Here is a 17,818-nt window from a genome sequence, read left to right as displayed (position 1 = left end):
GGAGGATGTGCCCGTGATCGAAGTCCGCCCAGGAGGGCGCAGGCGCATCGATAGGGTGTTGTCGCCTGAGTACGTCGAGGGACTGGCAGGCCTGGACCTCGTCGAGGTCCGCGCGCGCCGCGACGACGCGGCGCAGGAGGAGACCGACCTGTCCTACCTGCGCAGGCTGCTGCACGGCCGGATCGACATCGTGCGCGCCGAGCAGCGGCGGCGGGCCAACGGCGAGTCCACCTCGGTGGTCGACCAGCTCGCGGCGATTCTCGCCGACAACGCGGTCGGACCGGCGATGGGCTCCGGCCGCTACCAGACCATGGAGCCGTCGCGGGCGGAGGCGCACCGCAGGCACGTGGAGGCGCTGGTGTCCGACGCGGACCTGTCGGACGTCGGCGCGCTCGCCGACGACCGGCTGGCGCTCGCGCTGCTGACCTACCAGCAGGAGGAGGCCTCGGTCTCCCAGCGCAGGCGCGAGGTGCAGAAGGTGATGGACCTGCTCAACGACGAGATCGGTGGCCGGTACCGCGCGGGCAGCGCGTCGGTCGACGACCTGCTCGCCGCCGAGCGCGGCAAGGGAGAACAGCGCTGAACCCGGTCCTGGTCGAGGTGTTGCGGTCCGGCTTCGTCGAGTCGATCCACCGGGGTTCGGTGGTGGTGCTCGACCCAGCGGGCCAGGTTCGGCTCGCCCTCGGCGAGGTCGACGAACCGGTCTTCACCCGCTCGTGCAACAAGCCGCTGCAGGCCCTCGGTCTGCTCCGCGCCGGTCTCGACCTGCCCGACGACGCCGACCTCGCCGTCGGCTGCGCGTCGCACAGCGGCGAGGCCGAGCACGTCGAGCAGGTGCTGGGCATCCTGGACAAGAACGGCCTCGCCGAGTCGGACCTCGGGTGCCCGCCGGACTGGCCGCTCAACCAGGCCGCCCGCAACCGGGTGATCGCGGGCGGCGGCGGCAAGCGCGCGGCGGCGATGAACTGCTCCGGCAAGCACGCCGCGATGGTCGCCACCGCCGCCCAACAGGGCTGGGTCGTGCGCGACTACCTCGACCCGGACCACCCCGCCCAATCCGCCATCGCCGACGCGGTCGAGGACATGACCGGCGAACGCATCACCACCATCGGCGTCGACGGCTGCGGCGCCCCCCTGTTCGCCCTCACCCTGCGCGGCCTCGCCACCGGCTACACCCGGCTCGTCACCGCCGACCCAGGCACCCGCCGCCGCCGCGTCGCCGACGCCATGCGCGCCCACCCCCACCTCGTCGGCGGCACCGACCGCGACGACACCGAACTCATGCAGGCCATCCCCGGCCTCCTCGTCAAGGGCGGCGCCGAAGGCGTCCACGCCATGGTCCTGGCCGACGGCACCGCCATGGCCATGAAAATCGACGACGGCGCCCCCCGCCCCAGAACCCCCATCTTGGTAGGCGTCCTCCGAGCCCTCGGCTACGACGCCCCAGAACTAGAAGAAAAAGCCGAACGCGACGTCCTAGGCGGCGGAGTCCCCGTAGGCGCCGCCCGCCTTACCGACGGCCTACTCGACTCCCTGGTCTAACCCCCAGACCACCCCGCATCGCCACCCCACGCCCCACTACGCCCGACTGCATTGCCCTCCGCGCTCCACCACGCCCACGCGCATCACCCCCACCCGCCCCACCAGGTCCCCACGCCCAGTCCAGCCCACCCGCAACGACTGGCAAGGAGCCAACGCCGTTGGCCCCAAGACGCCCGCCGACAACGTTGGCCCACCATCGCTCCACCACGGCGCTGGTGCCAACTGCTCGATGGGGCGGACTTGTTTTGTGTGTGGGGGGGACCACCCGTAGCGTCGTCAGGGGCAGGGGAGGGCCGCTCTGTGGCCCCCCTGCTTTTAGCCCTTCCCAGGGTGGTCCCGGGGCCCCGCACAAAATAAGTTCGCCCCATCGAGCTTTCGCATTTCTCGCGCCTGTTCGATGCCGCAGGCGAGGCGTCTATCGCAGCGAAGCGAAGGCCCGAGACCCAGACTTCCCCCAGCTCAACGCCCCACCAGCCACGGCCCCCAAGATCAACCCGTCCCAAAGACCCCCGAATACACAGCCTACCGAGCGGCACGCAACCCCAGGGAGGCTGAAAGCAGAGCCTGTGGACAACTCCACCCCTTGTGGACAACCTCAAGCCCCACCAAGCATCCGCAGTGGACAGCACCGTCCACCCCAGACACCCGTCACCTCAGTTCCGCTGCTCCCGCCGAGCCAGGTCCGACCAGAACCCCCGCAACCGGTCGAACCGCTCCCCCACCACCTCAGCGTCCGACGCCTCAATGGCGTCCAGGATCGCGTGCACGTCCTCCGCCGACGTGTCTTCCATCAGCTCCTCGTCCGACAGCAGCTGCACCAGCCCCCCGTAGTCGAGTTCCACTGCCGAGCCCTCGTCGAAGTTCTCGAGCCAGCGGGCGGTGTCGGCGAGGACCTTGGTGGGGCCGGTCTCGCCGAAGGTCTGGGTGGCGAGGTCGTGGGCGCGTTCGACGCGGCGGAGGGCGTCGCCGTGGCTGGAGCGCCAGTAGAGCTGGCGGCGGGGGTCTTCGCGGGGGGCGAGGACGATGTGGCGCTGGGTCGGGTCGAAGAGGGCGAACCAGGGCAGGGGGACGGTCCACGTGGTGGAGACGACGTGGACGGCGCCGCTGGGGAGGTTGGCGAGGACGCGGGTGGCCTGTTGGCGGACCTGTTCGGGGGTGGCGGTGAGGACGGCGTCGCGCAGCGCGGGTCCGGCGGTGGCGAGGAAGCCGACCATGGCGGCGGCGGATCGGGCGCGCAGGTCCAGTGGGCAGACCAGCGGGCCGGGGCCGCAGCTCGACTCGCCGGTGGGGACCTCGGCCGGGTCGATCACCAGGAGGTCGCGCAGGGCGCTCGGGGACGGTCGGCCGTCGCGCGACTCACCCGGCAGCGCTGCCCCGATCCGGTGTGACGTGAGCCACAGCTCACGCTCGCGGGTCGGCGCGTCCAGCCGGTCGACCGCGCCCGCCTCGATCGCGGCCCGCAGCAGGTCAGCGAGGGGTTCGTCGAACGAGGACAACGGTTCGTACACCCGCAGGTAGGCGACGAACGGACGAGGCACCAGCCCATCGTTTCACGGACCGCCACCGCGGCGGCGTCCAGGAAGGTGAACGAGCGGTGATCGGGACCGCGTTCGCGGGGATGTCAGGTTCTGCACACCGTGCCGCGTCGCATCGAACCCCTTCGGCACGGTACGGTAGTTAGCAGGAATCAACTGTCGACATCTACGGGGCCGCCGTTCCCCCGGCCGCCCCGTCACTGTGCGAGGGGGTCGAGCCATGGGGCGCGGCCGAGCTAAGGCCAAGCAGACGAAGGTGGCCCGGGAGCTCAAGTACAGCTCACACCACACGGACTTCGACGCCCTGCAGCGCGAGCTGTCGGGCGGCCAATCGGAGGACGGTCACGAGTCCAGTGACCAGTTCGACGACTCGTCCGACGACGAGTACGACGACTACCGGCGGTGAATCCGGGGTCCAGTGCCCCGGTGCTGGACCCCTGACCCCGCTTCCCCCCTCACCTGCCCCGTGCGGCTGCCCCACGCCCCGGTACTCCCGGATGGTGGGACAGCCACGCGGCACGCTCAGAACGCCCGTGCGTACTGGGCAGGCGGGGTGACCTCCGCACCCAGTGCGGCTGCCGCGCGCCTCGGCCAGTACGGGTCGCGCAGCAGCTCGCGGGCCAGGAGCACCAGGTCGGCAGACTCGTCCGCGAGGATCTGCTCGGCCTGGTGCGGGTCGGTGATCATGCCGACGGCGGCGGTCGGCACCTCGGCCTTGCGGCGCACCGCGTCGGCGAAGGGCACCTGGTAGCCGGGCCCGGTCGGGACCCGCGCGGTGGCGATGTTGCCGCCGGTGGACACGTCGACCAGGTCAGCACCCGCGTCCGCCAGTGCGCGGGCGATCTCGACCGTGTCGTCCACGGTCAACCCGCCGTCGGTCCAGTCGGTGGCCGAGACCCGGACGAACACCGGCAGCTCCGAGCCGACCGCGGCGCGGACCGCCCGGACCACGGCGAGCGGGAAGCGCAGCCGCCCGGTGAGGTCGCCGCCGTACTCGTCGGTGCGCGTGTTGCTCAGCGGCGACAGGAACTGGTGCAGCAGGTAGCCGTGTGCGGCGTGCACCTCGAAGACCTCGAAGCCCGCTTCGACGGCGTTATGCGCCGCTTGGGCGAAGGTCTGCACCAGTGCCTCGATGTCCGCAGGCGCAAGCGCTTGCGGCACCGGGTAGCTCGCGCTGAACGGCTGGTCGGTCGGCCCGACGGTCTGCCAGGCGCCCTCGGCCACCTCGCCATCGCCGTCGTCCCATGGCCGGTAGACCGAGGCCTTGCGCCCGGCATGTCCGAGTTGCACCCCGGGCACCGCGCCCTGCGCCTTGATGAACGCGGTGATCGGCTGCCACGCCGCGACCTGGGCCGCCGACCAGATGCCCGCGTCCTGCGGGGTGATCCGCCCGGCTGGCTCGACCGCCGCCGCCTCGGCGAACACCAGGCCCGCCCCGCCGACCGCGCGGGACCCGAGGTGCACCAGGTGCCAGTCGTCCGGCACCCCGTCCTCGGCGCAGTACTGGCACATCGGGCTGACCACGATCCGGTTGGGCAGGGTGACCGACCTGATGGTCAGCGGGGAGAAGAGCAGGCTCACGGGTCCTCCAGGAATCAGTTCGCTCGACAACGAACTTCCACGTCGACCCTAGTAGCGCGCCCGGCCGTGATCTTTGTTCCCGGTCCGGTTCCGCGTCACACCCGCGCGGCCCGGCGCTTGCGCAGGGTGTTGACCACCGGCCAGAGCAGCACCAGGGCCACCACCGCGTAGACCACGATCGAGAACGGCGTGTTCACCAGCCCGGTCAGCGACCCGTCGGACAGCTGCAGCGCCCGGCGCATCTGCTGCTCGGCGGCCGGTCCGAGGATCACCCCGAGCACCGCGGGCAGCACCGGCAGCCCGTAGCGGCGCATGGCCAGCCCGATCACGCCGATCACGAACAGCACCAGCAGGTCGGCAACCTGGCCGCTGACCGCGTAGGCCCCGACGGCGGCGAAGAACAGGATGCCCGCGTACAGGTACGGCCGGGGGATCTTGAGCAGCTTGGCCCACACCGGCGCCAGCGGCAGGTTCAGCACCAGCAGCAGCACGGTCCCGACGAACAGGCTGGCGATCAGCCCCCAGACCAGGGTCGGCTCCCGCTCGAAGAGCAGCGGCCCCGGCTGGATCCCGTACTGCTGGAACGCGGCGAGCATGACCGCGGCCACGGCGGTGGTCGGCAGGCCGAGGGTCAGCATCGACACCAGGGTGCCCGCGGCGGACGCGCTCGCGGTGGCCTCCGGTCCGGCGACGCCCTCGATGGCGCCGTGGCCGAACTCGCTCTTGTCCTTGGCCAGCCGCTTCTCCACCGCGTAGGACAGGAAGGTGGGGATCTCCGCGCCGCCTGCGGGCAGCGCCCCGAACGGGAACCCGATCAGCGGCCCGCGCAGCCACGGCTTCCAGGACCGGCGCAGGTCGTCGCGGCCGAGCCAGGCCCGACCGACCGGGATCGGCTCGGCGGGGCGGCGGCGCAGGTGCAGCGCGACCCACAGCGACTCACCGACGGCGAACAGGCCGACCGCGACGATGACGACGTCGATGCCGTCGGCCAGTTGCAGGGAGCCGAAGGTGAGCCGCTGCTGCCCGGTCATCTCGTCGAGCCCGACGAGGCCGATGACCAGGCCGATCAGCAGGGCCGCGAAGCCGCGCACCCGGGAGGTGCCCAGCACCGAGGTCACCGCGATGAACGCCAGCACCATGATCGCGAAGTAGTCCGGGGCGCCGATGCCGACCGCGAGCGAGGCGACGGTGGGGGCGAGCAGCACGAGCAGGGTGGTGCCGATGAGCCCACCGGCGAAGTGCCCGATGGCGGCGGCCGCCAGCGCCTGGGAGCCGCGGCCCTTGCGGGCCATCGGGTTGCCCTCGATGGCCGCGACCACCGCCGCGCTCTCACCTGGGGTGTTGAGCAGGATGGACGTGGTCGAGCCGCCGAACATGCCGCCGTAGTAGATCCCGGCGAACATGATGAACGCGCCGGTCGGCTCCAGGCCGTAGGTGACCGGCAGCAGCAGCGCGACCGCCATGGCCGGACCGATGCCGGGCAGCACGCCGATGAAGGTGCCCAGCAGCACGCCGATCGCGGCGAGCATCAGGTGCGTCGGGGTCAGCGCGGTGCCGAACCCGGACATGAGCAGGTCGAAGGATTCCACTCACAACACCCCCATCAGCGGTCCGCCGGGCAGGGGCACCCCGAGCAGGTTGTTGAACACGACGTAGGTGACCAGCGACATGCCAGCCGCGATGAGCGGGTCACGCACCAGTTCCCGGCTGCCGAGCGCGTAGGCGGCACCCCAGAACAGGACCGTGCCGGAGATCGGGAAGCCGAGCAGCCCGATCAGCGCCGCGTTGGCCAGGAACGCCCCGGACAGCAGCAGCACCGTCTTCCAGTCGCCCGGCTCGGACAGGTCGACGTCCTCGCCCGCCTCGGCCTCGCCCTTGCCGCCGCGCAGCACGTCGCGGGCCAGCAGCGCCGCGACCAGCAGCAACAGGCCGCCGACGAGCACCGGCACCGCCTTGGGGCCGACCGGGCCGCGCTGGGCGAAGTCGGTGGGGATGCGCAGCGCGTCGGTGAGCACCAGGACGCCGAGCGCGGCGAGCACCACGCAGACGCCCAGTTCGGAGTGCTCGCGCAGCCACTGGCGGTCGAACCTGGTCCGGTTCTCGGTGAGCGCGCTCATGCCAGCCCCAGCTCCCTCAGCACGTCGGCGACCCTGGCGTTCTCGGCGGCGAGGAACCGGCCGAACGCCGGGCCGGTCTCGAACGCGTCGGTCCAGCCGTTGCGCCGCAGCGCCTCCTGCCACGCGCCGGAGCCGTGCAGGTCGGTGAGCAGCTTGACCAGCCGGTCGCGCGCGGTGTCGGTGATGCCGGGCGGGGCGACGATCCCGCGCCAGTTGGTGAAGTCGACGTCCACACCGGACTCCTGCAGCGTCGGGGCGTCGACACCGGGGATCCGCTTCCCGCTGGTGACGGCCAATACCCGCAACTCGCCCGCCTGGATCTGGTCGCGGTATTCGCCGATGCCGGAGACGCCGAAGGCGACCTTGCCGCCGAGTACCGAGGCGAGCAGCTCGCCGCCGCCGTCGAACGGCACGTAGTTGACGTCTCTCGGCGCCAGGCCGACGGCCTTCGCCATGAGCATCGGCGCGAGGTGGTCGGGTCCGCCAGGGGACGACCCGCCGCCGACCGGCACCGCGCCCGGGTTCGCCTTCCACGCGGTGATCAGCCCGGCGAGGTCGGTGTAGGGGGAGCCCTTGGCCACCACCACGATGTCCGGTTCCTCGATGAGCTTGGCGATCGGCGTCGTGTCGGCCAACGACGAGGGCGACTTGTTCGTGTACACGCTGCCGACGACACCCAGGCCCATCGACATGATCAGCTTGTCGTTGCCGCGCTCGTTCACCAGCCGCCCGAGACCGACGGTGCCACCGGCGCCGGGCAGGTTGAACACCTCGATCCCGCTGGACAGGCCGCTGTCCTCGATCGACTTGGCCGCGGTCCTCGCGGTGATGTCGTAGCCACCGCCCGGCGAGTTCGGCACGAGCACGCGCAACCCGCGCACGCCGGTGCTGTCGGAGTCACCCGAGCTGAGCAACGGGGGCACCAGCAGCACCGCCGCCAGAGCGGTCAGCGCGGCGGCCAGCGGCGATACGCGCACTGTGACCCACCTCTCGTCGTTGGTTGACAGCATGTTGCCCCCGGATTGCGGCAGCTGTCGCGTTGCGGCCACAGCGGTCGTTGTGGTCCTTGTGTTCACAGGCTGAGTCGGGTTCGCCAGGGCACACTGGTGCGATGGCTGGACGGGGCTCACTGGCGCGCCAACTGCTCGGTTGGCAGGTGGTGGTCGTGGTGACCCTGCTCGCGGCCGTCGCGGTGTTCTCGGCGGTCCAGGCGCGGTCGGCGTTCCAGACCACCGAGGGCCGCAGGATGCTGTCGGTCGCCGAGGACGTCGCCGCGACCCCGGGGGTGCGGGCCGCGCTGGCCGACCCCCTGCGCTACCACCAACTCCCGCCGTTCGCGGAGAGCGCGCGCAGCCTTTCCGGCGCGGACGGGGTGTTGATCGCGTTGCCCGCGCTTCGGGTGCTGACCTCGCCGGACCCGTCGCAGGTCGGCGGTCAGCTGCCGGTCGGCGGCAGCACTGTCCAGTCTGGACGGTCCTGGGTCGGTGAGGTCGGCGCGCACCTGGTCGCGCACGTCCCGGTGATCGGGGACGACGGCGCGGTGATCGGGATCGTCGCGGCGGAGGTGGACCGGCCCTCGTTCGTGGCTGGCGTGGTGCACTCGCCCGGCGAGGCGCTGCTGATCCTCGGGGTGGCGACGGTGCTCGGCGTCGGCGGGTCGCTGCTGGTGGCCCGGCGGGTGAAGCGGCAGACGCTGGGGCTGGAGCCGACCGAGATCGCCGGGCTGGTCGAGCACCGCGAGGCAATGTTGCACGGCATCAAGGAGGGCGTGGTCGGCCTGGACCCGCAGGGCAGGGTGACGCTGGTCAACGACCACGCCAAGACCCTGCTGTCGCTGCCGGACGACGCGGTGGGGCGGCCGGTCACCGACTTCGAGTTCAACGACCGCGCGCTCGACGTGCTCAGCGGCCGGGCCGAGGGCGCCGACCAGATCGTGCTGCGCCGCGGCCGGGTCCTGATCATGAACCGGATGCCGATCAGCGGTGGTGACGGCGTCGGGTCGGTGGTGACCTTGCGCGACCGCACCGAGATCGTCGCGCTGCGGCACGAGTTGGACGCCAACCGCGCCACCACGGACACGCTGCGGGCGCAGGCGCACGAGTTCTCCAACCGGCTGCACACCATCGCGGGCCTGATCGAGCTCGGCGAGTACGACGAGGTCCGGCGCTTCGTCGACCGGGTCAGCCACACCAGGTCGGCCTGGCAGTCCGAGGTCAGCTCGCACGTGGCCGACCCGGCGGTGGCCGCGCTGCTGGTGGCGAAGTCGAGCCTGGCCGCCGAGCAGGCCGTGGGTCTGCGGCTGGAACCGTCGAGCCGACTGGGCGCCGTCGACGAGCACCTGTCGGCGGATCTGGTGACGGTGCTGGGGAATCTCGTCGACAACGCGCTGGACTCGGTGCGCGGCGGGGGTGGCTGGATCGAGGTGGCGTTGACGCACGAGAACGGGGTGGTCCAGGTCGTGGTGCGCGACTCGGGGCCGGGGGTGGCACCGGACCTCGCCTCAGAGGTGTTCCGGCACGGTTTCACCACCAAGGCCGCCGAAGAGGGCGGTCAGCGCGGGCTGGGCCTGGCCCTGACCCGGCAGACCTGCTTGAGCCGCGGCGGGACGGTCGAGGTCGACGGCGCGGTGTTCACCGCACGGATGCCGGAGGTGCCAGTGTGATCAGCGTGCTCGTGGTGGACGACGACTTCATGGTGGCCAGGGTCCACAGTGGATACATCGAGCGCACCCCCGGGTTCACGGTCGCGGGCGTCGCGCACACCGGCGCCCAAGCCCTCGCACTGACCGCCCGACTACGCCCCGACCTTGTCCTGCTCGACATCTACCTACCGGACATGGGCGGCCTGGAAGTCCTGCGCGAACTGCGCAACGGCCCGGCCGAGCCGGACGTCATCGTCATCAGCGCCGCGACCGACGTCGACACGATCCGCGGCGCGCTGCGCGGCGGCGTACTGCACTACCTCGTCAAACCCTTCGCGTACACGGCTTTGTACGACCAGCTGCGCCACTTCGCGACTGTCCACACCCGACTCGGCGAGCTCACCAGCGCCGACCAGGCCGCCATCGACGAGGTCTTCGGCGCCCGCCCCCGCTCAGCGCTGCCCAAGGGGCTCACCGAGCAGACCGCGACCCTCGTCGAACAGGTCCTGCGGGCCGCCGACCCCGACATGTCCGCCGCCGAGTGCGCCGCCCAGGCCCAGCTCTCCCGCGTCAGCGCCCGCCGCTACCTGGAGCACTTCGTCGACTCCAACCGCGCCGAGGTCCGCCTCCGCTACGGCGGGACCGGTCGCCCCGAACGCCGCTACCGACTGCGCTGACCCGCTACTTCTCCAGCCAGCGCTCGATTTCCTCGGGGCGGCCGGGTTTGGCGAACAACCAGCCCTGGGCGTTGTCGCAGCCGAACTCGCGGAGCCGGTCGGCCTGCTCCGGGTCCTCCACCCCTTCGGCGATGACGACGTGCCCGAGGGCGTGCGACAGCGCGACCAGCGTGGTGACGATCTGGGCGTCGGCGGGGTCGGCCGTGGGGGAGTCGCGCAGACCCTCCATGAAGGACCCGGCGAGCTTGATGGCGTGCACCGGCAAGTGGCGCAGGTAGGCCAGGTTCGAGTAGCCGGTGCCGAAGTCGTCGATGGCGATCCGGATGCCCAGGTCGGCGAGGTCGCGCAGGGTGCGCAGCGGCCCGCCGGTGGTGTTCATGATGGCGCTCTCGGTCAGTTCCAGCTGGATGGTCGACGGCGGCACGTTGGCGGCCTTGATGATGGTGGCGACGTCGGCGACCAGGGTGGGTTCCTCGGTCTGCCGGGCGGCGAGGTTGACGCTGACCATCGGCGCGCGGTCGCCGTAGGCGTCGTGCCAGCGGCGGGCCTGCTTGGTGGCCTCGCGCAGCACCCAGCGGCCGAGCGGGACGATCAACCCGGTCTCCTCGGCCAACCCGATGAACTGGTCCGGGCCGAGCCTGCCGAACTCCGGGTGCGCCCAGCGGACCAGCGCCTCGACGCCGATCAGCTCGCCGTCGCTGAGCCGGACGATCGGCTGGTAGTCCACGTAGAACTCTTCGCTCTCCACCGCGGCGGGCATCCGCGCGGACAGGGTGAAGCGGGCGACCTCGCGGGCGTTGCGGTCCGGGTCGTAAGCGGCCCAGCGGTTCTTGCCGTCCGCCTTGGCCCAGTACAGGGTCACGTCGGCGTCGCGCATGGTGTCGGCCGGGGTGGCGCCGACCACCGAGCGCTCGACCAGGCCGATGCTGGCGGACACGGCGAGCCGGTGCCCGCCGATCGGGAACGGTTCGGCGAGCGCGGCCAGGATCCGGTCGGCCAGCTCGATCAGCTCGGCCCGCCCCGCGCTGCGCTCGACCAGCACCACGAACTCGTCGCCGCCCAACCTGGCCACGATCCGGCCGGGCGCGGTGACCAGCCGGTCGAGCCGGGCCGCGACGGCGACCAGCAGCTCGTCGCCGATGTCGTGGCCGAGGCTGTCGTTGATGACCTTGAAGCCGTCCAGGTCCAGGTAGCAGACGCCGACCCTGGTGTCGTCGGCGCAGCCGAACGCGGCGGTGAGCCGCTCGGTGAACCTGGCCCGGTTGCCGAGGCCGGTCAGCGGGTCGTGGTTGGCCTGGTGGCGCAACCGCTCCTCGAGCAGGTGCCGGTCGGTGATGTCCTCGATCATGCCGACCAGGTACTGCGGTTCCCCGGTCTCGGTGCGCACCAGCGACACCGTGATGTCCGTCCACAACGGCGTCCCGTCGGCGCGGCGCAGCCGCCGCTCCATCCGGTAGTGGTCGCGCGCGCCGGAGCTCACCTCGTCGAACGGCATGCGCATGGCGGCTGGCTCGTCGGGGAAGCGCAGGTCGTCGACGTTCATCCCGCGCAGCTGCTCGACCGGGTAGCCGAGCATCTCGGCCAGCGCGGTGTTGATCTCCAGCAGGGTGCCGTCCGCGTCCCCGATGGCGATGCCGACGGCGGCCTGGTTGAACATCGCCCGGAACCGGGCCTCGCTGGCCAGCAGCCGCGCCTCGGCGCCGCGCCTGGCCTCCAGCGCGGCCCTGCGGATGGTCTCCTGGTCGCGGAAGATCTTCTCCTGCATGGCGGTGGCGAAGCCCGCGGCGAACGCGCCTTGCACAGCGGGCAACAACTCCGCCCGCAGTTCACCCGCCTCAGTGACCCGCGCCAGGTCGGATCCGATGAGCTGCAGTGACGCTCTGAGCGTTTCCGGTCCGGCCAACCGCATGGCGACCAGCCCGGCGCCGATCCGCTCCACCGGCTCCGGGGTGAACCGGTCCGCCCGCAGGCAGGTCAGCAGCACCTCGGTGTACTCGCGCATCTGCTCGACCAGGCCGCGGCGGTCCATGGCGACGTAGCCCGTCTCGGTGAGCACGGCCGCCCACATCCGCGCGAACGCGTCGGGTCCTCCGCCCACCGCTCTCCCTTCCCCACCCACGCCGGTCAACGCAAAGTCTCACCTCTTCAACGCCAGGTAGCCAGCCCGGATGCGCCCCCGATCACCCCTGAGTCCTGAGTTGACATAGCGCACCCGCGCGACTACGGAAAGCGTCCATTCGGTGTGGACCGTGCGGTTCTTTCCCACCGCCGCTGAACGACATCACCCCAGTTCACCCCTGCTCTGGTGAATCCTTCACGCTTAAGCGTGACAAGTGGATGGTTATCCGATCACAATCGACGCACGGGCGGCTACCGCGAGTACCCGCCCGTTCCCTTGATCATTGTGTGGGCACTCGGAAAGGACGATCAACCATGTCCATTGTCCTCGGGGCCAGATCCGCCGTCACGGCCGTCCTGTGCGCGGCGGCGACGGTGGCGGCGGCACTGCCATCGGCCGCCGCGCCGACACCCACCGACCACCCGCTCGGGTCGCAGATCCGCAAGCACGAGCCGGTGCAGCGGATGGTCACCGCGCCGCCGACCGGGCTGGCCACCGTGGCGGGCATGGACGTCGCCAGCTACCAGGGCAACGTCGACTGGGCGTACTGGTGGAGCCAAGGCAAGCGGTTCGCCTTCGTCAAGGCCACCGAGGGCACCGGGTACAAGAACCCCTTCTTCACCCAGCAGTACACCGGCTCCTACGGCGTGGGCATGATCCGCGGCGCGTACCACTTCGCGCTGCCGGACCGCTCGACCGGCGCCGCGCAGGCGACCTACTTCGCCACCAACGGCGGCGGCTGGTCGCGGGACGGCAAGACCCTGCCCGGCGTGGTCGACCTGGAGTACAACCCGTACGGCGCGACTTGCTACGGCAAGACCCAGGCCGCGATGGCCGCGTGGATCCGCGACTTCACCACCACCTACCGCGCCCGCGCGGGCCGCGACGCGGTGATCTACACGAGCACCAGCTGGTGGGCCCAGTGCGTCGGCAACACCTCCTTCGCGGGCGCTAACCCGCTGTGGGTCGCCAGGTACTCCTCGTCGGTGGGCACGCTGCCCTACAACTGGCCGTACTGGACCTTCTGGCAGTACACCTCCTCGCCGCTGGACCAGAACTACTTCAACGGCGCCGTCGACCGGCTCAGGGTGCTCGCGACCGGGTGATCGTCGGGTAGGTTCACCCGCCGTGGGCCTGGGTTTCCTGATCACCGGACTTGTCGTGCTCGCGGCGGGCGCCGCGATCGGGCTCGGGTCGGTGGTCGGCAGGGGCGCGCCGCGGGAGCGCTGGTGGCTGCTCGCCGTCGTGCTCATCTCCGTCGGCCTGCTCGGCACCGTGTGCGGCTGGCTGCTCACCGAGCCCAACGCCAACCGGGGTGAGGCGCTCAAGACCGGTGGTCTCGCCGGTGGCGCGGTCGTGGCCCTCTACGCGCTGTGGCTCAACGACCGCAGGCGCCGGGTGGAGGAGCGCCGCCAGGACATCGAGCGCAAGCGGCACGACCTGGAGAGCGACCGCACCGAGTTCGACCGGGAGCGGGTCGCCGACGAGCGCTTCGCCCGCGCGGTCGAACTGCTGGGCAACAGCGCCGACCAGGTCCGCATCGGCGCGCTGCACGTGCTCCACGGCCTGGCCCGCTCCCGCCCGTACTACACCCAGACCGTGCTCGACGTCCTGTGCTCCTACCTGCGCATCCCGTACCAGCGGACGCCGGACGGCGACAGCGAGGCCCAGGTGCGCAAGACCGCGCAGAGCCTGATCTCGGCGCTGCTACCGCCCGCCGACCACCCGGGCCCGTACTTCGACCTGGACCTGACCGGCGCCGACCTGGAGTACTTCGACCTGTCCGGCCGGGCCATCGGCACGCTGACCCTGCGCTGGGCGCACCTGCACCGGTCCAACGCGCTGTGGGGCACGCAGATCCACGGCCACGCCTGGTTCACCAAGGCGGTCAGCCACGGCATGCTGCACGCCAACGACATGGTGTTCCACCAGCGCGCGTGGTTCGCGGGCACCCGGTTCGAGGGCCCGCTGCGGGTCGCGAACACCCGGTTCCTCGGCACGACGACGTTCCAGGGCGCCCGGTTCCTGGAGTGGGTGCGGTGAACAGTTGACCAAGTCGGCCCGGACCGGGAACCGCTCCGCCACCGGCGGCGTCTGAGCGCCTGCGAAGGGTTGGCCAAGACCTGGGGGTGGACATGTCGTTCTACGGCGATCCCGACGAACTCGACCGGCTCGCGGGCCGCGTCGAGCAGCACGCCGAGGAGGTCCGCGGGCACGGCTCGACGATGGTCCGCCAGGCCCAGGCGATGCGGTGGAAGTCCATCGCCGCCGACCGGTGCCGCGAGACCGTCGCCAACGACCGCAAGGCGCTCGACGCGGTCGCCACCAAGCTCGACGAGGCGGCCGCCGCGCTGCGCAGGCACGCCCAGCAGGTCCGCGAGCTGATCGCGGCGATCAAGCGGATCGGCGAGGCCGTGGTCAACTGGTTCAACGGCGCGATCAACCGGTTCAACCAGGCGGTGGACCGGTTCAACCAGGCCGTGCGCGACATCGCCAACGCGGTGGCCTCCGGGCTGGGCATCGGCGGGTCGCCGCCGCAGCCGCCCCGGCCGCCGTGGGAGGGCTGGCAGTACCAGCCGCACACCCTGCCGCCCGCCGGTGACAAGCAGTGGCTCGACGTCGGCACCTTCATGCGGGCGCGGGGTGTCGCGTAGATGAGCACCCCGGCACCGCACCGGCTCACCCTCACCGCCGCCGAGTACGCCTACGTCGTGGCGCGGCTCGACGCGAACATGCCGCCGGACTGGCGGCCCGCGCCCGACATCGCGGCCGTGGGTGACCTCGCGGCGAAGGGTGTCCTGGTCGACGACGAGGTCCACCCGTCGGTCGCGGCGAACATCGGGGTCATCGCCGCGCCGAAGGTGTTCCTGGAGACCACGGCGACGGTGGGCACGCGCGGGTCGCGCAGCCTGCACGCGGTCGCCGGAGACCTCGGCGCCTCCCTGTTCCTGCTGCCCGACGCGGCCGTGGAGATCTCGCTGTTCGCCGCCGTCGACCTGGGCCGTGAGCTGGTCCGGGCGGTGCCGGGCGAGGAGAGCGGGATCGGCGCCGCGCTCGACGCCGTCGACGAGGTCGAGCCGCTCCAGGGCGTCGTGCCGCTGGCCGCGCTGCACGAACTCGGCGTCGCCGACCTGCTGCGCGAGGCCGACCCGGAGGCGCCCGGGTACGTGCTGGCGGAGCTGCGGCTGCCCAAGGAAGAGGCCGAGTTCGCGCTCCAGGTCGTCAAGCGGACCGACGGCGTGCTGACCTGCCTGGTCACCGGGCTCGTCGACGGCTCGGTGCGCAGCGCGCGGGTGCACTGGCTGCACAGCGACGCGGGCTGGGTCGGCGTCCGGCCCGCCGCGCACGGCGGTGGCAGGCAACTGGTCGAACTGGTCCCGGTCGACCGGGCCGACCTCGGGGTCTGGGTGGCCCCCTACCTGGCGGAGGCCCTGGCATGAGCAACCCCGTGACCAACCTGACCGTCGGCGGCGGCGCGGGCGGCACCGAGGCGTTCTACGAGGACCTCGCCGCGATGGGCGACCTCACCGACGACATCGCGGGCGAGACCCTCGGCATCGCGGTCACCAGCCACCGCTACCTCGCCGACCCGGACCTGCTCGCCTCGGCCGTGCTCAACCCGGTCGGCGCGGCGCAGTTCGAGTTCGCGATGCTCGGCGCGTTGGACGGCCCGTCCGGGCTGACCGCGACGTCGGCGGGCATCGGGCTGCGCGGCATCGCCTTCCAGGCCACCAACCAGGCCTACCACCTGGCCGACGACCTCAACGCCAAGGCGCTGGAGGCCGGGCGCTGGCTCGCCGGTGCCGCCGCCGTCACCGTGCCGGGGGTCGCGATCGGGGCGGGCGCGTTCATCGGCGCCGACATCCTGATCAACTACGACGGCGACTGGCAGCGGTGGCTGGTCGAGCACCCGGGCATGGTCGACGACCTGCTGGGGATGACGCCCGGCGCGCTGTCCGCCCTCGGCCTGCCCACCGACCTGGCCACGCTGACCGACCTGGTGGCCGCGACCTACCCCGACGGCGACCCGGTGGTGACCCACGTCCGCACCGACGAGCACCCCATCGCCACCGACCCGCCGGACAACCTCGCCGAGCTGTTCAACGGCCTCGACCACCGCAACGGCACCGAGGCCAACATCGACATCCGCCGGGTCACGCAGGCCGACGGCACGGTCGCCTACATCGTCGACATCCCGGGCACCAGGGTGTGGAACGCGCCGTTCACCGACGACCAGGGCAGTGCCAACGACATGGGCACCAACGTCGACGCGATCGCGGGCAACCCGACCGTGCTGCAGGAGGGCATCCAGCAGGCGCTGATCCAGGCCCAGGTGCCCAAGGACGCGCCGCTGATGCTGGTCGGCCACAGCCAGGGCGGCATCGTCGCGGCCCGCTCGGTCGACCCGCTGCTGGCCAGCGGCTACAACATCACCCACGTGGTCACCGCGGGGTCGCCGGTGGGCGGCATCCCGATCGACGAGCGGGTGCAGATGTTGTCGCTGGAGAACAACGGCGACATCGTCCCGCACCTCGACGCCGCCGAGAACCCCAACAGCGACAACCGGACGACGGTGAAGTTCGACAACCAGACCGGCACCGCGGGCGGCAACCACGCCATCAACGGCAACTACACCGAGGCGGCCAGGCAGCTGGACTCGAGCACCGACCCGTCCATCGTGCGTTTCCGGGACGGCGCCAGTGTTTTCTTCGGTGGGCAGTCCGTGGTCACCGAGGAGTACAGCGTGGTGCGGCAGAAGTGAGGTTGGCGGTACTCGCTTTTGTGGTCCTGCTGGTGGCGGGCTGCGCGGAATCCAAGCCCGCGGTGGTCAGCAAGGAGTTCCAGGACGCGGTCACCGCACTGGTGCAGGAGGCCGGGGGGAGTGCCAACCCGGCGTTCTCGGCGATGACCTGCGGCAGCGTCTTCGACGGGAACCCCGACGACAGCGTGGCGATGTGGGCGGACGTGGACATCGACGTGGCCCCCGAGTCCTTGCTGACGGCCGCCGTTTCCCTTGGCTGGCAACCACAACTGCCGGTCGACGACTGGTCGGTGCTCCTCATCGGACCGGCCGAAACCCGCGTCGGCCTGCGCCGGGGACGGCTGCGCGCCGAGAAGGCCAAGTGCTCCATCGCGGGTCGCCACCAGGACCTCGCCATCCCGATGCACCCCGACCTCACCGACGGCCAGCGCAAGGTCCTCAGCCCCAGCTTCGCCCGCGCCACCACCGCCGCCCGCAAGATCTCCACCGCGGCGAACGTCCCCGTCGACGAGGACGCGTTCCCCAGCACAGCCGCGCTCACCACCGCGACGCTCTCCACCTGCACCACCCCCACCAGCCGCGGCGCCCAGTGGCGAGCGACCAGCCGAACCCCACTGATCACCGACGCCGATCTCCCCACAATCAAGCGCACGGCCATCGGATTCCTCGACGGCTGGAAGATCGACCCTCGCCCGTCCCAACCCGAGTACTTCACGGCCACCCGTGAGGACACCAACATCTCCGCGATGATGATCAAGTCCAGCGAGGGCACCCTGGAACTCACCATCACCGCCACCACCCCCACCTGCGCCCCGGTGCGGTGACATCCGTCCACAACGGACTC

Annotated in this window: 17 protein-coding genes; 11 read left to right on the top strand and 6 right to left on the bottom strand. The window is 71.5% G+C overall.

The window, feature by feature from the left end:
- Positions 1-13 precede the first annotated feature (13 nt).
- Positions 14-583, top strand: a complete 570-nt coding sequence (locus tag LV79_RS06080; protein ID WP_253832873.1) for an RsiG family protein — start codon at positions 14-16, stop codon at positions 581-583.
- Between the two features lie 17 nt (positions 584-600).
- Positions 601-1,542: an asparaginase gene (locus tag LV79_RS06075; protein ID WP_253832871.1), complete on the top strand. Its 942-nt coding sequence runs from the start codon at positions 601-603 to the stop codon at positions 1,540-1,542.
- 653 nt (positions 1,543-2,195) lie between these two features.
- On the opposite strand, the gene LV79_RS06070 is transcribed toward LV79_RS06075, so the two are convergent.
- On the bottom strand, positions 2,196-3,080 hold the full coding sequence (locus tag LV79_RS06070) for a DUF8083 family protein (RefSeq protein ID WP_253832869.1): 885 nt from the start codon (positions 3,078-3,080) through the stop codon (positions 2,196-2,198).
- Between the two features lie 217 nt (positions 3,081-3,297).
- Between LV79_RS06070 and LV79_RS06065 the strand changes: the two genes are divergently transcribed.
- Positions 3,298-3,483 carry a DUF3073 domain-containing protein gene (locus LV79_RS06065; RefSeq protein ID WP_253832867.1) on the top strand — a complete coding sequence of 62 codons (186 nt, stop codon included), beginning with the start codon at positions 3,298-3,300 and terminating at the stop codon, positions 3,481-3,483.
- Between the two features lie 116 nt (positions 3,484-3,599).
- On the opposite strand, the gene LV79_RS06060 is transcribed toward LV79_RS06065, so the two are convergent.
- From LV79_RS06060 to LV79_RS06045, 4 genes are all read right to left on the bottom strand, one after another.
- A complete protein-coding gene (locus LV79_RS06060; protein ID WP_253832865.1) occupies positions 3,600-4,658 on the bottom strand; it encodes an NADH:flavin oxidoreductase/NADH oxidase in 1,059 nt (352 codons plus the stop codon).
- Positions 4,659-4,753: 95 nt separating this feature from the next.
- Positions 4,754-6,226 (bottom strand): tripartite tricarboxylate transporter permease, encoded by a 1,473-nt coding sequence (locus LV79_RS06055; protein ID WP_253835841.1) that lies wholly within the window; start codon positions 6,224-6,226, stop codon positions 4,754-4,756.
- Positions 6,227-6,247: 21 nt separating this feature from the next.
- A complete protein-coding gene (locus tag LV79_RS06050) occupies positions 6,248-6,775 on the bottom strand; it encodes a tripartite tricarboxylate transporter TctB family protein (protein WP_253832863.1) in 528 nt (175 codons plus the stop codon).
- Positions 6,772-7,752: a Bug family tripartite tricarboxylate transporter substrate binding protein gene (locus LV79_RS06045; protein ID WP_253832861.1), complete on the bottom strand. Its 981-nt coding sequence runs from the start codon at positions 7,750-7,752 to the stop codon at positions 6,772-6,774. The genes LV79_RS06050 and LV79_RS06045 overlap by 4 nt, the downstream gene beginning before the upstream one ends.
- A 134-nt stretch (positions 7,753-7,886) precedes the next feature.
- Here LV79_RS06045 and LV79_RS06040 point away from each other — a divergent pair, with 134 nt between their 5' ends.
- Both LV79_RS06040 and LV79_RS06035 read left to right on the top strand, forming a co-directional pair.
- Entirely contained in the window at positions 7,887-9,437 is a 1,551-nt protein-coding gene (locus tag LV79_RS06040) for a sensor histidine kinase (protein WP_253832859.1), read from the top strand.
- Entirely contained in the window at positions 9,434-10,093 is a 660-nt protein-coding gene (locus LV79_RS06035) for a response regulator (RefSeq protein ID WP_253832857.1), read from the top strand. The genes LV79_RS06040 and LV79_RS06035 overlap by 4 nt, the downstream gene beginning before the upstream one ends.
- A gap of 4 nt (positions 10,094-10,097) precedes the next feature.
- On the opposite strand, the gene LV79_RS06030 is transcribed toward LV79_RS06035, so the two are convergent.
- Complete coding sequence (locus tag LV79_RS06030) at positions 10,098-12,191, bottom strand: putative bifunctional diguanylate cyclase/phosphodiesterase (RefSeq protein WP_253832856.1); 2,094 nt, start codon at positions 12,189-12,191, stop codon at positions 10,098-10,100.
- A gap of 335 nt (positions 12,192-12,526) precedes the next feature.
- Between LV79_RS06030 and LV79_RS06025 the strand changes: the two genes are divergently transcribed.
- The 6 genes from LV79_RS06025 to LV79_RS06000 all read left to right on the top strand — a co-directional run bounded on the left by LV79_RS06025 (position 12,527) and on the right by LV79_RS06000 (position 17,798).
- Positions 12,527-13,318 carry a lysozyme gene (locus tag LV79_RS06025; protein WP_253832854.1) on the top strand — a complete coding sequence of 264 codons (792 nt, stop codon included), beginning with the start codon at positions 12,527-12,529 and terminating at the stop codon, positions 13,316-13,318.
- A 22-nt stretch (positions 13,319-13,340) separates the two neighbouring features.
- A complete protein-coding gene (locus LV79_RS06020) occupies positions 13,341-14,255 on the top strand; it encodes a pentapeptide repeat-containing protein (RefSeq protein ID WP_253832852.1) in 915 nt (304 codons plus the stop codon).
- Between the two features lie 92 nt (positions 14,256-14,347).
- On the top strand, positions 14,348-14,866 hold the full coding sequence (locus LV79_RS06015) for a WXG100 family type VII secretion target (RefSeq protein ID WP_253832850.1): 519 nt from the start codon (positions 14,348-14,350) through the stop codon (positions 14,864-14,866).
- Positions 14,867-15,652 carry an ESX secretion-associated protein EspG gene (locus tag LV79_RS06010; RefSeq protein ID WP_253832848.1) on the top strand — a complete coding sequence of 262 codons (786 nt, stop codon included), beginning with the start codon at positions 14,867-14,869 and terminating at the stop codon, positions 15,650-15,652.
- Positions 15,649-16,974, top strand: a complete 1,326-nt coding sequence (locus tag LV79_RS06005; RefSeq protein WP_253832846.1) for a hypothetical protein — start codon at positions 15,649-15,651, stop codon at positions 16,972-16,974. Before LV79_RS06010 ends, LV79_RS06005 begins: the two co-directional genes overlap by 4 nt.
- Positions 16,971-17,798: a hypothetical protein gene (locus LV79_RS06000; RefSeq protein ID WP_253832844.1), complete on the top strand. Its 828-nt coding sequence runs from the start codon at positions 16,971-16,973 to the stop codon at positions 17,796-17,798. The genes LV79_RS06005 and LV79_RS06000 overlap by 4 nt, the downstream gene beginning before the upstream one ends.
- Positions 17,799-17,818 lie beyond the last annotated feature (20 nt).

Origin of the sequence: Actinokineospora globicatena (assembly GCF_024171945.1) — a bacterium.
In the GTDB taxonomy this organism is placed as follows: domain Bacteria; phylum Actinomycetota; class Actinomycetes; order Mycobacteriales; family Pseudonocardiaceae; genus Actinokineospora; species Actinokineospora globicatena.
Note: the sequence above shows the minus strand (reverse complement) of the source record. Positions and strands in the feature narration are given on the sequence as shown.

What these genes read in the sequence shown, in the direction of transcription:
- LV79_RS06065 (WP_253832867.1), top strand. Translation starts at nt 3,298, where the DNA reads ATGGGGCGCGGCCGAGCTAAGGCCAAGCAGACGAAGGTGGCCCGGGAG.
- LV79_RS06055 (WP_253835841.1), bottom strand. Translation starts at nt 6,226, where the DNA reads ATGTCCGGGTTCGGCACCGCGCTGACCCCGACGCACCTGATGCTCGCC.
- LV79_RS06050 (WP_253832863.1), bottom strand. Translation starts at nt 6,775, where the DNA reads ATGAGCGCGCTCACCGAGAACCGGACCAGGTTCGACCGCCAGTGGCTG.
- LV79_RS06040 (WP_253832859.1), top strand. Translation starts at nt 7,887, where the DNA reads ATGGCTGGACGGGGCTCACTGGCGCGCCAACTGCTCGGTTGGCAGGTG.
- LV79_RS06025 (WP_253832854.1), top strand. Translation starts at nt 12,527, where the DNA reads ATGTCCATTGTCCTCGGGGCCAGATCCGCCGTCACGGCCGTCCTGTGC.
- LV79_RS06015 (WP_253832850.1), top strand. Translation starts at nt 14,348, where the DNA reads ATGTCGTTCTACGGCGATCCCGACGAACTCGACCGGCTCGCGGGCCGC.
- LV79_RS06010 (WP_253832848.1), top strand. Translation starts at nt 14,867, where the DNA reads ATGAGCACCCCGGCACCGCACCGGCTCACCCTCACCGCCGCCGAGTAC.
- LV79_RS06005 (WP_253832846.1), top strand. Translation starts at nt 15,649, where the DNA reads ATGAGCAACCCCGTGACCAACCTGACCGTCGGCGGCGGCGCGGGCGGC.